Below are 13,352 nucleotides of genomic sequence, written 5' to 3'. Positions count from 1 at the left end.
AGCGTTATGACCATCGTTATCACCTCAAAACGCGACGGCTTCCGCCGTTGCGGGATTGCCCACCCCGGCAAGCCGACTTTTTACCCGGACGACTTCTTTACGGATGAACAACTTGAGGCGCTTGAGAAAGAGCCTCAATTGATCCTCGCCTATGCGGGAGAAGCATTCGACCAGGTAAAGGACGTGCTTGATGACACCCATTCGCAAACCGCGCCACCGGAAACGCCCGACGCCATTCCGGGCGCCCAGCCGCAAGCGCCTGAAACAGTCATTACGCCAGTGGTTGCTCCTGTGGTCGACGTCGATTCCACCGACCAGAACAACAGCGGGCCTGGACCTGACTTCGTGGGACCAACCCTGGATCTTTCCGATAGCGGTGTCGGCCCCGTGAACGACCAGGACAACACCGTGCCGCCTGCAACGCCGACTCCCGATCCCGTAGAAAAGCCTGCGAAAACCCGCACCAGCAAGGCAAAGGACGCCGGTAAATGAACCTCTCACTGCCGTCCGCAAGCCAGCTCCTGATCCGATTCGGCGCCCGCGATATCACCGAAGTGGCCGTCCCGGACACCGAGCGTGTTATCGATCCTGCACTGGTCTTGGCGGCTGCCGATGGTTCGCCCCTGGACGAATGGCCGCCCGAGGACATCACCATTGCCGTTGCGACGCTGGTCAGGATCACCGACGCCGTCAAACGGGCGCGTAGTGAGGTCTCGTTTTACCTTCGGTTTCGGGCGGCAGGCGAGGATGCGCCTGCATGGGTTACGGATGACCTGGCCGAGATCGCCCGTTATCACCTGTACGACGACGCGGGCAAGGAAGAGTCGACCGTGCGGGTGCTTTACAAGGACGTGATCAAGCGCCTGGAGACGCTTGCCAAGGAAGATAAGGAGCGTGGTGCATCGGACGGCGGGCAGTCTGGTTTTCAGATCAGCCACCAGCCTCGTCTGATGAGCCGTAGCACCTTGAGGGACTTGTAATGGTGGGCGAACTGGAGGACCTGATCGAGGCGCGGCTCAGCGAGTTGCAAACCCGCCTGCCGCGTCTGGTGGTGGAAAGCTACGGCGGCGAATTGAGCGACCCGGATCTGTTGCCGGGCTTGCTCAGGCGCTGCCCGGCAATTTTGGTGATGGTGCCAAAGGCCGTATTCAACCGTAGATCCAACAACCGTTACGTGGTGTCGATCACCTTCCGCCTGATCATCGCAGCCCGTCATCCACGAGGTGAAAAGGCTACTCGGCGCGGGACTTCGGATAAGGACATCGGAACCTATGCGCTCTGGGAAGCCTGTATGCACCAGCTTGTCGATTGGCAACCCTGGGCGGAACGTGCGCCGATCAAACCAACGGAGCTTTCCAACCTGGTCAACGGCAAGTTCTCCAGTGACCACCTTTCTGTCCTGGGGCAGTCATTCAACATCGAACTGGATTGGGAAAAACCTATAGAGGCATTGCCCGATTTCCTGGGCATCACCATGGATTACCACACCCCATCGGATAACCCCCATCCGGTGGCAACCGACAACATCGAATTGAGGGACGAGTAATGCACGTTAAAGCTGCACCTGGTCATCGGGTGCCCACGGAAAACGATCCGTATACGTACATCGAAGGGGCCGAGGCAGTCGACGTGCCGGATACCTCTTACTACCGGCGCCGTGTGGCGGCGCAGGAGCTGCTGACCGTGAAGAAACCGCGCGCCAGTGCCAAACAACCCGCACAGGAATCCACTGAATGAGCATCGAATTCGACACGATCCCGGCGTCTATCCGTAAGCCTGGCGTTTACATGGAGTTCAACACCAGCCTGGCAGTACGGAACCTGCCGACCAACAAGCAGAGCGTGTGCCTTATCGTTCCCCTGGGCGAAGGTGCGACCGTTGAGGCCAACGTGCCGACGCCGTTCTATAGCGCGCCGGAGGCCAAAGCCTTATTCGGTGGCACCATCGCTGGAGAAATGGCCGACGCCTTTATCACGGCTTATCGCTACGCCGCTGTCTCGGCCGTGGGCGTGGTCGTTGAGGGTGATGCAGAGCCGGACATCAAGGCCGCACTGGACGCGACTGCGCTGGGCGGTTTTACCATCCTGGTCCCGGCCTGGAACAGCACAACGGCACTGACCGCGTTGCGCGAACACATCAAGGTCTACACCAATTCGATGGAGCAGCAAGGCATTATCGGCGTTGCTGCTTTGACCAGTACGTTGTCCGCTGCCACCACTTTGGCTACGTCGCTGAACTCCGGCGCGATCAGTCTGGCGGTTTTGCCAGGCACAGCATCGAAAGCGCACCAGGTGGCCGCTGCCTATGCCGCGATGATCGCCTCAGAAGAAGATCCGGCGCGGCCGCTGAATACCTTGGTACTGGCCGGGATTAAAGTGCCGCCCATCACTCAACGTCTCGGACGCACCGAGCAGGAAACCGCCCTGGCGAACGGCGTCACCCCGCTGGAAGTCGCGGCAGGCGATGTCATTCAGATTGTTCGTGCCGTGACCACGTATACCAAGTCTGCTGCGGGCGCCACAGACGTCTCGCTGCTGGACCTGACCACCATCCGCACCCTGTATTACATCCGCATGGCGTGCCGTGACCGTATTCGCCTGCGCTTCCCGCGCTCCAAGCTTTCGAAGAAAACCCCGGAAGCGGTACGCGGCGAACTGCTCGATGTGCTGCTCAAGGCGCAGGAGCTGGAGATCGTCGAAGAGGTAGAGGCAAATGCGGCCGGGCTGGTGGTCGAGCGTTCGGCCCAGGACGTAAACCGTCTTAACGCAACCATTCCTGTCGATGTCGTCAACGGCCTGCATGTGTTCGCGGGTCGCATTGACCTGCTCTTGTAAGAGGTGATTTTAGATGGCTGATAACTACGTAGGGCAGATCGTTCTGGAGATCAACGGCACCGATTATGAGGTGACGAGCGTTGAGCCGAGCCTCAAGACCGGGCGCAAGGTGGTCAAGACGATGAACCGCACCGGCCGCCCGACCGGCACGGCAAAGGGTATTGAAGAGCACGAACTGAAAATATCGGTGGTCATTCCTAAAAGGGGCGAACCGGATTGGCGTGCTCTGCTGGATGCCAAGTTAACGATCTACCCACAAGACGGCGGCGGGAAGCGTGAAACCTGGACAGGTTGTTCCCTCATCGAACTGGGCAGTAAGTTCCAGGTTGAAGGTGAAGCAACGCGTGACCTAACCATCGCGGCTCTTAACTTCTACACGGAGTAACACAATGACTGAACAAACGAATAAACAGTGGGACGGCCTGACTACCAGCGGCGAACTGGCGGTCGGTGTCTACTTTGCAGGCACTCGGCACAAGCGCTTTACTCTGCGTGTTGGCGTTGCAGGAGACTGGGTCTCCGCGCAGGAGCAACACCCCAACGGTCCTTTCCACTTGCACACCATCGAAGTATACCGTCGCCAGTTGCTGTCCCTGGGCGACATACCGATTGAGAACCTGACCACCGAACTGTTGCGAGAAGCGTTGACCGAAATCGACTTGTCTGTGCTTGCGAGCGCCGATGTTGAACTGGAAAAAAAGCTCGCGCCGCCGAGCGCGGCAACGCTGACTGGCGGCGAATCGAACACTCCCTCGTCCGATTTGGCTACCGCCTAGAAGAGCTGCGCCGAATGACCAGGGCCGAACTCGATGCCCGTATTGATTTGGTCATCGGCAAGGCCAAGGGCACCCGCTATATCAGCCAACGCCAGCGCAAGGCGTTGCCGAAACCCATTAGGTAGGCTCGACACCGGGCCTTTCCTGTTCCTGTAAGACCCTGTCAGGGAGTACCCCGTGAGTTCAGACCTGCGCGTCGCGCTTCGTTTTCAGGCCCATGCGGGCAATAGTCGTCGGGAGATCGAGCAGATCAACCGCGACCTACGCAAGGCCGGTAAGGAAGGCGCCAAGTCCCTGGCTGATGAAAGTTGGAAGGCTTCTACGGCCATTACAAAGGTCGGCCAGGTCGGGGCCAACAGCTATAAAACCATCCGTAGCGCCATGCGTGAAACCGCCAAGGCTGGCTCCGGCACACGCATCGAGGTCACCAAGACTTCTGCCGAACTCAAAGAGATGGCCACCGCCGCCCGCAAGGCTGCGCGTGATGCGAAAACCGAGCTGATCAGTGCCGATAGACAAGGTGTGCAGCCACTGCGTCAGAGCGTGGACAGGACCGAAACGTCCTTCCGGCGCATGGCTCAAAACAGCGGTCGCAGCCTGCGCACGTTGAAAACCATCGCCATGGGTGTGCGTCAGGAGTTTGATCGCATCAAGGGACTGGGCGGCAGTATGCAGGGCCAATTGGCGGGGCTTGGAGTCGGCATCGGTGTGGTTTCGGGTGTGACTGGTAGTGCGCGGCTGGATCGGCAATTAATTCGAACTCAACAAACCGCAGGTATGAGCGGTGAGCAGCGCGAAGAATGGCGTGATGATCAATGGCACCTTGCCAAAACCTATGGCATCGAGCGCGAACAAGTTCAGAGCGGTTTTGACACCTTGGTCGCAAGCGGCCTTTCCTACGATAAAGCGAAGATAAGTACCGAGGCTATTGCTCAGTCAACGGCCGTCACAGGTGCCGACTCCGGGATATTGGCGAAAGCCCTGGTTACCGGTGCCAGCGCGTTTGACATCGACTTGGCAAAACCAGAAGCGGCGTTAGACCTGTTGCAAAAAATGGTTGTTGCCGGGCGACTCGGTAATGCTGAACTGGAAAACCTTTCAAGCATCTTCCCTAAAGTGGGGGCAGACTCAAAGAAAGCCGGGATGAGCTTGGCTCAGTCGCTTTCATTTGTTGAAACCCTGTCTTTGATTGAGCTGGAACCTGATCGATTGGGGACACTTGCTCAGTCTACTTTGCGAGCATTCACCAACAACACTTACCGAGAGAATGTCACCAAAACAACGGGCGTAGACTTCTTCGGAAAACAAGGAGAAACCCGTAATACGCAAGATGTTTTCTTGGATCTTAAAAGGAAATACGGCGCCCTTAAAACTGACCGGGATCGGGCAAAGTTCATGGGAGTGGTTTTCGGGAAGATGGACCAGGACACCCAAAAAGGTGTTAACGCCTTCATGACAGGCAATCGACTGGAGCAGTTCGCATCAAGTACCGGCGATATCAACAATGCAAAAGGAGTTATTGAAAAAGACCTGGCCGACAACCTCAGTAGCTCAACTGCCGTTGGCTCTCGAATGAAAGCGACTCTCGGCCAAGCCATTGATCGAATGGCGCGACCTCTCAACAAGGGCTTTGCGGACCTTGGCAGCTATCTGCTGGATGACCTGAATTTATCCGGCGAGCAAATGCTCGCTGGTGGTGCTGCGCTCGGTGTCGGCGGCTATTACGCCGGGCGCGGTGCCAAAGCTGGCGCGGGCGCTTTGCTCAACAAATTCATGGGCGGTCCTGAAACACTGAAAGGCATTGCCGTGGGCAAGGTGCTGGAGGAAGCCACGGGCGTTACATCAGTGTTTGTTACCAACTGGCCTGCGGGTGCTGCTCTTGGCGCTGCTGGTGGGCCAGACCTGCCGAACGGCTCAAGCTCCAGCAAGGGCAAGGGAAAGCCCGGCGGTTTTATCACACCATGGCTGGCTCCTATGGCTTTGGGAGCAACTGCCACCCAGATCGGCGGGGCAAGTGCGACGGCCACGGACGAAGGTCGCTTGGATGCAGCCCAGCGCAGCAAGCTGCTCAACGATGACCAGCGCACATATCAAACTTCGTTCTACCGCAACCGTATGGCCCTGGCCGACAAGAATCCAGACCAGTCATCGGACTGGCTGTCCTCGGAAGCGCAGCGCCTGGCGCACCATGAAACCGGCCTGACCGCTGCGGGCTTGCCCATCAACGATGCGAACACCTGGGCGCAAGGTATCGCCAATCGCGCCCTAGCTGCGGGTGCCGACACCTTTACCGCACAGCAACGCTTGCGGGACATGATGTCGCAATCTGGCACGGCCCAGCCGTCGACCTGGTTAGCTTCCCAGGCGCAGCGCCTGGCTAATCCACTATCGGCGGGCACCACGCCGGGCTTTCCTGGAATTGCCGGCAACGTCCCGGCACCTGGTGCAACCGGTGAAAATCCTGCCGCGCAAGCCGCCGAGGATCGACTCCGCTCATTGCTCGCCCAGCCCCTGGTTATCGAAGTGCGTACAGACTCGCGAATGATTCAGGCCGAGGTTGAGCGCCGAACTGACATTCAAATGAGGCGCGGCGGATGAGCTGGGCAGAGAATTTACTGGACGCCTCTTTCCGTGGCGTCCCGCTCCTGGTCGAAAGCGAAAGCCTGCAATGGCAGCGCGCTTTGTCAGAGCATGGAACGCCGTTTAAGGATGGCGACCGGGTCAAAGACCTGGGCCGTGGCGCCAGGCGCATTCCGATGCAGGTGGTAGTGTTCGGCGTCAACTATGAAATCGAACTCCAGAACATCCTGCGCACCCTGAACACTCCAGGTACAGGCGAACTGATCCACCCGATCTACGGCAGCATGAACGTCGTCAGTAGTACCGGCGAGGTCAAGCACCACGCCGAGCGGCCGGACTATGCCGAAATCAGCATCGTGTTTGTAGAGGACACGCCCGACGCGCCTTTCTTTGAACGCCAGTTTGAGTTCGTCGATATCGGCGTATTGGGGCTGGAGGATGAATACACCTGGCAGGACGGCATCTTTGACCTGTTCGGCCGCATTGACTCCCTAGTCGGCGAGATCCAATCGTGGATCGGCGGGGGCTGGGTCGGCCTGATCGAAAAAGCCCTGGGCTTACCTGGAATTGGCCTGCGGCTGCAACAACTTCGCTCGCAAATCTTGGGTGTGGTGTCCGGTGTTGGGTCGATGGCTAAACGGCCGTCAGGGGCGTTTGATCCCCTGGTCGACCTGATGCGCACTCCCTCGGAGATCCGGGGCGCGATCCAGGGCAGCACGCCCAGTTCGTCGACGGCGCTACTCGCTCGTACCGGCGTGCCCGCAGCCTTGCCAGGCAACGCCAGCCTGACAGCGGATGCGGCGCGTGCAGGGGCGGGCTTTCTGATCGGTGCGCGCCAGGGTGTGGCACCTACAGTCGGCCCGCTGATAGAGGGCGGGCCGACTATTCCAGGGAGCGTCCTGGTGCTACTGCCCGATGGAATGCCGGACGATCCGGTGATCGCTAACGGCTTCGCCCTGGTCGTCCTGGTCATCACCGAACTGACGCTGGCCCACGCCCAGGCGGTGGCTACTGTCATCGAGGACGAAGCCGACACACCGACCTTGAGTCCGTTGGAATTGGAGGGCCTGGTTAACTTGGTGCGCTCCCTGGTGCAGTCATCCATCCTTCTGCAACGTCACCTCTATGATGTGGAGACCGCACTGCCGATCATTGAGGCTTTACGCAACGTCGCCGCATTGATCCAGACCCGCGCCCGGCAGGTCATTTTGCAAAGCCCACCAATGCTGGAGCGCGTGGTTGAAACCCCGGCGAGCCTGCGCCTTTTGGCCCACCGTTGGTACGGCGACCACACCCGCGCTGTCGAGCTGATCCGCCTGAATCCCGACCTGAAAACCCCGCATAACATTCAAGCCGGTGAGGTGCTGCGTGCCTACGCCAAGTAACGTCCTGGACGAATCCATACGCCTGTCCATTGGTGGCCTGGCGCATGAAGAATGGGACGGCTGGTCAGTTGAGTCGGACCTGCTGACCGCCGCTGACGGTTTCGAACTGGAGCTGTACACCAAAGACGCCACTCGCTTGCCCAGTGTGTTGGCCGAGGGTGCGCCTTGCTCGCTAACCTTGGGCAAGGACCGCGTATTAACCGGCCAGGTCGACGAGTTCGAGCACGACATCTCCCGTCAGGGTATCTCTATGCGTATCACCGGCCGGGACCGTGCGGCGCCCCTGGTCGACTGTTCCGCGCCGTTCGTTTCGATGCGCGAAGCCACGTTAGCGCAGATCCTGGAGCAGGTCGTAAAGCCGCTGGGCATCACTCAAATAGAGATCCGCGCCGCCCAGGCCAAGACCAGGCGCCGTGTGCAGATCGAACCTGGTCAAAGTGCTTGGGAGGCATTGCTCCAGGTCGCCGAGGCCAACGGCTTGTGGCCGTGGGTCGAGCCTGACGGACGACTGATCATTGGCGGGCCGGACTACAACGCTGCACCAGTCGGGACGCTGATCATGCGTGAGGACGGCGTCGGCAATAACGTGCAGCGCCTCAGTGTGCGGCGCTCTATCGCTAACCGTTACAGCCAGATTACTGTCTTGGGCCAGCACGGCCAGTACGACAATGACGGCCTGGATAGCAAGCGCGCCCACCTGCGTTCGGTCATCCAGGACGAAACCCTGGCCCGTCGCGGGATCTTCCGGCCCAAGGTGATTATCGACAGCTCCAGCGAGAACCAGGACATGGCTACCACCCGTGCCCGCAAGCTGCTGGCCGATAGTCGCCTGGAGGGTTTCGAGATCCGCGCCGTAGTCATGGGGCACCGCGCCGATAACGGCCAGGTATGGAGCCCCGGTCAGCGCGTCATCGTGCGTAGCGAGCCCCATGGACTGGATGCGACTTACTTCCTGATGTCCCGCACCTTACGCCTGACTCGCGGTGAAGGGGCTATTACAGAGCTGCGGTTGCGTGAAGACAAAATGTGGGTACTGGACAGCAATCCCGTCAAAAAACGCAAGGGCAAGGGCAAAAAAGCCAACCCCGACGCGGCGTTTATCGAAATGATCAAGGGGCTCTAAATGAGCAATATGGCGCGCCTGGTGCGCGATCAGGTCAGTCGGGTGATGAGCAACGCTCGCCAGGCTTTTCGCGGTACGGCGGCACGTAATACCCATGGCACATTGATCGGCATTGAAATGGAAGGGCTTGCAGGCGAGTCGGTTTCCGGTGAGCTGATGCAGCACTACGGGTTTAGTTCAGGGCCGTTGCCTGGTGCCGAATTTCTCGCGATCCCTGTGGGGGGTAACAGCAGGCATACGGTTGTCGTAGCCAGCGAGGATGGGCGTTATCGGGTCGTGGTCAAGGATGGCGAGGTGGCTTTGTATACCGATGAAGGCGACTACATCCATATGAAGCGCGGCCGATTGATCGAAATCGAAACCGACACGCTGGTAGTCAAGGCAAAGACCAAAGTGCGCTTTGAGACTCCGTTGATTGAACAGACTGGCGACATAAAGGCAGACGGAGAAATCACCGACCATACGCGGAGTATGCAGGACGACAGGGAGCTGTATAACGCACACGGCCACCCAAATGGACCACCACCAGATCCGCCCCAGTAAACATTAAGCCAATCTGATATGGACAGTCTTAAACCCCGCTGATACTCAGCCGGGCGAGCCTGCGCGTCAGTATGCCAACCTATGGACGCAGGCATAAACCCAACCACTGGCGACTTGACGGGCCAGCGTATCAATACGCTGGGCAACGCCGTTTACATCCGCCTCATGACACCCCTCGGAACCTGGTGGAAAGACACCACCGTGGGCTCCCGCCTGCATGAGCTGAAACGCTCCAAAGACCTGCCACGGGTCGGCAAACTCGCCAAGCAATACGCCGAGCAGGCGCTCCAGCCGCTACTCGACGACGGTCGCGCCCAAGACATCACCATCACCGTCGAACAGCCCCACAACGGCTGGCTCAACCTGCAAATCGACATCACCGACGCCACCGGCAATCCGCAGGTGTTTCGCCACCCTGTAAGAGTGAATTGAAATGGCCTATACCGGTCGATCCCTGGACGCCATTATGCGGGACATCCTGCGTGACATTCGCAACCTTCAAGCCGAGGCCGATATCGGCCCGGACAGCGACAACTACGTCCGATCAGCCGCTGTGGCGTCGGCTATCGAGGGCCTGTATCAGAAACTGGCCTGGCTCCATCGACAGATATTCGCGGATACGGCCGACGAAGAGGAACTGCTGCACACTGCCGGTCTTCGTGGTGTTGTGCTCAAAGCACCCGTAGCCGCCACCGGTACAGCCGCACTGAAAGGTACACCGGGTGTTCAATTGCTTCTCGGTGCGACCATAAAGCATATCATCACAGGTGAGTTGTTCACCGCCAAGGCCAGCGCGAAGCTTGGGGCCGATGGCACCACCTCCGTCCTGGTCGAGGCTCAGACCGTCGGTGCAGCGCTCAACGACCTTACCGGTGCCTTAATCATCACCAGCCCCCCTCTGGGCATGGACGCAAACGCCATGTTCGTCGGCAAGACCACGGGCGGTGAAGACCAGGAGAAAATCGAATCCCTGCGGGCCCGCTATCTGGACCTAATCCGAACCCCTCCGGCTGGAGGTGCCACGCCCGACTACCGCCGCTGGGCGTTGGAGGTCGAAGGCGTTGCCTATGCCAAGGTTATCCCTAAGCGCCGTGGTGGTGGAACTGTCGATGTCGTCATCACCGCCAGCAACGGTACGCCTTCTGCCGAGGTGATTGCTGCCTGTTTGGCCCACATTCAAAGCGTTTGCTCAGTCATCGCTGATGTGTGGGTGTATGCACCAACGATTCGCGTCGTCCACTCCTACGCCAAGATTGAACTGGCCCCCGACTTCACTTTGGCCGAAGTACAGGCTGCTGCGCAGAAGGCTTACAACATCCTTTTAGGCGCATTGAAGCCTGGAGATACCCTCAAGCGAACCCAGATTGAAGCAATGATCAGCAACTTGGCGGGAGTCCTAGATCGGGCTGTTACGGCTCCCACCGGTAACATCAGCGCATCCGATGACCCAAAAATCATTGGCTGGATTCGCCCAGGGTTAATCACTTTGGGGTTGATGGAATGACAACGCTCGCCGATCAAATTCGCTTACTACTGCCCCCGGTTTCCTATGACGGTTCAGCGCCTTACCTCTCGGCCACCATTGAAGCCGAAGCTAATGCCATGGACCTGGCAGACGCCCAGGCAAGCATGGTCTACAACGCCATATTCCCTGACTCCGGTGAGGGCCTGACAGATTGGGAGCGCGTACTTACGCTGCCTGATCCCTGCTTAGTCGGCCAGGCTCAAACTGTCGGCCAGCGCGTACAGGCTGTCGTCAGCAAGTCACAAGGAGGTGCAGGCCAAAGCAAACCCTTCTTTATCGCCCTGGCGAAGTCCATGGGCTACGACATCACCATCGCCACTTTCCGACCAGCACGCGCTGGAGTTGCGCGGGCTGGAGACCCCATCAATGGGGGCGACTGGAACTTCACCTGGCTGGTTAACGCACCGAACGTAACCGTCAGCCATGCCAGGGCCGGTGTTACTGGTGCTGGCGATCCTTTATCCGCCTGGGGCAATCGAGCCCTCGAATGTCGGCTGGGGCAGATGAAGCCCGCAGAGTCCATTTTGCTGTTCGGTTACGGAGACACTTGATGCAGAAGATCAGCGACAGTACCAATACGGCGAACGCCGTTGGTGAATTCACCGAAGGAAATCCAGGAGCGGGCGTCGATGCCACGTTGCTCAAAGCTGCTTGGCTTAATGCTGTCCAACGGGAAATCGTTGGCCTTATACAAGGCATGGGCTTCGCACTGAATCCAGACGATGATGGGCAGATGTTGAAGGCCGTTCAGGCTTTGGCTGACTTTACAAAGTTGGTTAACAAACCTACGACATTGCAGGGATATGGAATTACCGATGCTATAAAGAAAGGTCAGTATGGTCTGGGAGCATCTGACCTGCCAGAGTCGGCAAGCGATGTTATCGGACGGCCGGGTGGGTTTTACTTTTTCGGAGAAAGCGCCAACACCTTTGCCCAGTACGCAAGCGTGCTCAATCTGCCCTACGGTGCCAATAACTCAGCTCAGCTCGCAATCCGTCAGGGAGCTGAAAAGGCTTCCGCCGCTATACGGTCTGTAAACGCCAGAGGGGGTTGGACACCAGTTGCAGAGCTTTGGACGGAGGTGAACTTCAATCCCGCACTTAAGGCAAATCTGGCTAGCCCGACCTTTACAGGGATCCCAAGAGTTCCGACCCCCGCGCCGGATTCAAACACGGATCAAGCAGCCAACACCGCATTCGTTAGGGCCGCAATTGCAGAGCTTGTAGGGTCGTCACCAGACGCATTGGATACGTTAAACGAGCTGGCAGCGGCGTTGGGGAACGACCCAAACTTTGCAACTACCATTAATAACGTAATTGCGGGCAAGGCCGCGAAAGCCACGACCCTTGGCGGATACGGCATTTCAGATGCTTACACTAGGGTGCAAACGGACTCTGCGATCAGCTCGGCCACTAAAGGGAAAGCCGACAAAGCGAACACGCTTTCTGGCTACGGCATCACAGATGCCCTCACCACGTCACAGATGAATACGGCGCTGGGTGGGAAACTTGATAAGTCCGGTGGCACTATCGACGGTTCGCTCTATGTAGCCTCTACACAGAGCTTATCGGCCCCTGCGTTGAGCATCGATAGCAGCGCCCCAGGCAGTTCTCTAAGCTTGCTTAGGCTTCGTTGCCCAAATACCGGTGTGCTGCTGTCTCATACAAACGGAACAAGCACTCTTTCGGTCACCACCGCCGCAGGCGGCGCTGCAACCATATCGGCAGGTGACATTCTGTCATCCGGTTCCTCCTGCCACACCGTCGCAAGCTTCATGAAACCGGTAGCAGGCCAGTGGCTTTCAATTGAGGGCGCATTAACTCTGCCAGCGGGCGGAACATGGGCCTATCAGTTCCTGAACTTCAATAACACGGGTAGCTTCCTCGGCGGCTCCCGCACTGGCCTGGTAGCCGGCGGAACTCAAATCGGTGCCGCAACCAGCGTTGGCTTTGCTTGGAGAATTCAATGATGGACGCGGAAGATATTAGCTTGGTTGCAACTGAAAGCTTGGATACACATCTGCCTGCGATTGGCAGCATACAACGCCGTCAGGACGGCACCTACGTCATTGCCTACGGTGGTTACCCATTCCATGCAACACTGGCCGAGACACCGGACATCTATGAACGGGTGATGGCAGAGATAAAGAATGGGGCGCCCGTGACAAAGTACGTCGAGCCGGAGATATCGAAGCCTGACCCACTGGCAATGGCTCTCGAAGAGTATGGCCGTCTACGCAATGTTGCAGATTTTGTGATAGCCCCACTTCAGGATGCTGTCGACGATGGGGAAGCCACTGAGGCCGAGGCGGCGTCATTGAAGGCTTGGAGGAAGTATCGGATAGCGCTAAGCCGGGTCTCCGATCAGGAAGGGTATCCGCAATCCATCACCTGGCCGGTAGCGCCTGCATGATGCCAAGTACTACCGATCGATGATGCCAATCATCCCGCCAAACCAGACGGGAACCTAATGCGCCGTGTATGCCAAATGTCGTGCAACGCGGTGCCAAATCCGACGCGCGCTTACACGAAGCGAGCCGCTCTTGATCTTGCTCTTGATCTTGCTCTTGATCTGCTTTTGATCTTG

Annotated in this window: 16 protein-coding genes; all 16 read left to right on the top strand. The window is 58.4% G+C overall.

Going from position 1 to position 13,352, the window contains the following annotated elements; genetic code table 11:
* The first annotated feature begins 6 nt into the window (after positions 1 to 6).
* Positions 7 to 492, top strand: coding sequence for an HI1506-related protein (locus tag AC1RAC_RS17085; protein ID WP_492616812.1), 486 nt, complete (start codon positions 7 to 9; stop codon positions 490 to 492).
* Positions 489 to 980: a phage protein Gp36 family protein gene (locus AC1RAC_RS17080; protein WP_492616811.1), complete on the top strand. Its 492-nt coding sequence runs from the start codon at positions 489 to 491 to the stop codon at positions 978 to 980. Before AC1RAC_RS17085 ends, AC1RAC_RS17080 begins: the two co-directional genes overlap by 4 nt.
* Positions 980 to 1,546 carry a phage protein Gp37 gene (locus AC1RAC_RS17075; RefSeq protein ID WP_492616810.1) on the top strand — a complete coding sequence of 189 codons (567 nt, stop codon included), beginning with the start codon at positions 980 to 982 and terminating at the stop codon, positions 1,544 to 1,546. The genes AC1RAC_RS17080 and AC1RAC_RS17075 overlap by 1 nt, the downstream gene beginning before the upstream one ends.
* The gene (locus tag AC1RAC_RS17070; protein WP_169912306.1) at positions 1,546 to 1,737 is read left to right on the top strand and encodes a hypothetical protein; all 192 of its coding nucleotides are present in this window, start codon (positions 1,546 to 1,548) and stop codon (positions 1,735 to 1,737) included. Before AC1RAC_RS17075 ends, AC1RAC_RS17070 begins: the two co-directional genes overlap by 1 nt.
* Positions 1,734 to 2,834 (top strand): phage tail sheath C-terminal domain-containing protein, encoded by a 1,101-nt coding sequence (locus AC1RAC_RS17065; protein ID WP_492616809.1) that lies wholly within the window; start codon positions 1,734 to 1,736, stop codon positions 2,832 to 2,834. The genes AC1RAC_RS17070 and AC1RAC_RS17065 overlap by 4 nt, the downstream gene beginning before the upstream one ends.
* 13 nt (positions 2,835 to 2,847) lie before the next feature.
* Positions 2,848 to 3,219 carry a phage tail protein gene (locus AC1RAC_RS17060; RefSeq protein WP_492616808.1) on the top strand — a complete coding sequence of 124 codons (372 nt, stop codon included), beginning with the start codon at positions 2,848 to 2,850 and terminating at the stop codon, positions 3,217 to 3,219.
* A 4-nt stretch (positions 3,220 to 3,223) separates the two neighbouring features.
* Positions 3,224 to 3,610, top strand: coding sequence for a hypothetical protein (locus tag AC1RAC_RS17055; RefSeq protein ID WP_492616807.1), 387 nt, complete (start codon positions 3,224 to 3,226; stop codon positions 3,608 to 3,610).
* A 177-nt stretch (positions 3,611 to 3,787) separates the two neighbouring features.
* Entirely contained in the window at positions 3,788 to 6,208 is a 2,421-nt protein-coding gene (locus AC1RAC_RS17050) for a phage tail tape measure protein (protein ID WP_492616806.1), read from the top strand.
* Entirely contained in the window at positions 6,205 to 7,575 is a 1,371-nt protein-coding gene (locus AC1RAC_RS17045) for a DNA circularization protein (RefSeq protein ID WP_492616805.1), read from the top strand. Before AC1RAC_RS17050 ends, AC1RAC_RS17045 begins: the two co-directional genes overlap by 4 nt.
* A complete protein-coding gene (locus AC1RAC_RS17040; RefSeq protein WP_492616804.1) occupies positions 7,559 to 8,698 on the top strand; it encodes a phage baseplate assembly protein in 1,140 nt (379 codons plus the stop codon). The genes AC1RAC_RS17045 and AC1RAC_RS17040 overlap by 17 nt, the downstream gene beginning before the upstream one ends.
* Positions 8,699 to 9,241 carry a phage baseplate assembly protein domain-containing protein gene (locus AC1RAC_RS17035; RefSeq protein WP_492616803.1) on the top strand — a complete coding sequence of 181 codons (543 nt, stop codon included), beginning with the start codon at positions 8,699 to 8,701 and terminating at the stop codon, positions 9,239 to 9,241.
* Positions 9,242 to 9,322: 81 nt separating this feature from the next.
* Positions 9,323 to 9,673: a phage GP46 family protein gene (locus AC1RAC_RS17030; RefSeq protein WP_124406577.1), complete on the top strand. Its 351-nt coding sequence runs from the start codon at positions 9,323 to 9,325 to the stop codon at positions 9,671 to 9,673.
* A gap of 1 nt (position 9,674) precedes the next feature.
* Positions 9,675 to 10,745 carry a baseplate J/gp47 family protein gene (locus tag AC1RAC_RS17025; protein ID WP_492616802.1) on the top strand — a complete coding sequence of 357 codons (1,071 nt, stop codon included), beginning with the start codon at positions 9,675 to 9,677 and terminating at the stop codon, positions 10,743 to 10,745.
* The gene (locus AC1RAC_RS17020; RefSeq protein WP_492616801.1) at positions 10,742 to 11,317 is read left to right on the top strand and encodes a YmfQ family protein; all 576 of its coding nucleotides are present in this window, start codon (positions 10,742 to 10,744) and stop codon (positions 11,315 to 11,317) included. The genes AC1RAC_RS17025 and AC1RAC_RS17020 overlap by 4 nt, the downstream gene beginning before the upstream one ends.
* On the top strand, positions 11,317 to 12,735 hold the full coding sequence (locus AC1RAC_RS17015; RefSeq protein WP_492616800.1) for a hypothetical protein: 1,419 nt from the start codon (positions 11,317 to 11,319) through the stop codon (positions 12,733 to 12,735). The genes AC1RAC_RS17020 and AC1RAC_RS17015 overlap by 1 nt, the downstream gene beginning before the upstream one ends.
* On the top strand, positions 12,732 to 13,178 hold the full coding sequence (locus AC1RAC_RS17010; protein ID WP_492616799.1) for a tail fiber assembly protein: 447 nt from the start codon (positions 12,732 to 12,734) through the stop codon (positions 13,176 to 13,178). The genes AC1RAC_RS17015 and AC1RAC_RS17010 overlap by 4 nt, the downstream gene beginning before the upstream one ends.
* The last annotated feature ends 174 nt before the right edge of the window (positions 13,179 to 13,352 follow it).

The organism is Pseudomonas sp. GW823-FHT02F05 (assembly GCF_058797315.1).
The sequence above is the reverse complement of the archived record's forward strand: the minus strand, read 5'-3'. Positions and strand labels throughout refer to the sequence as shown.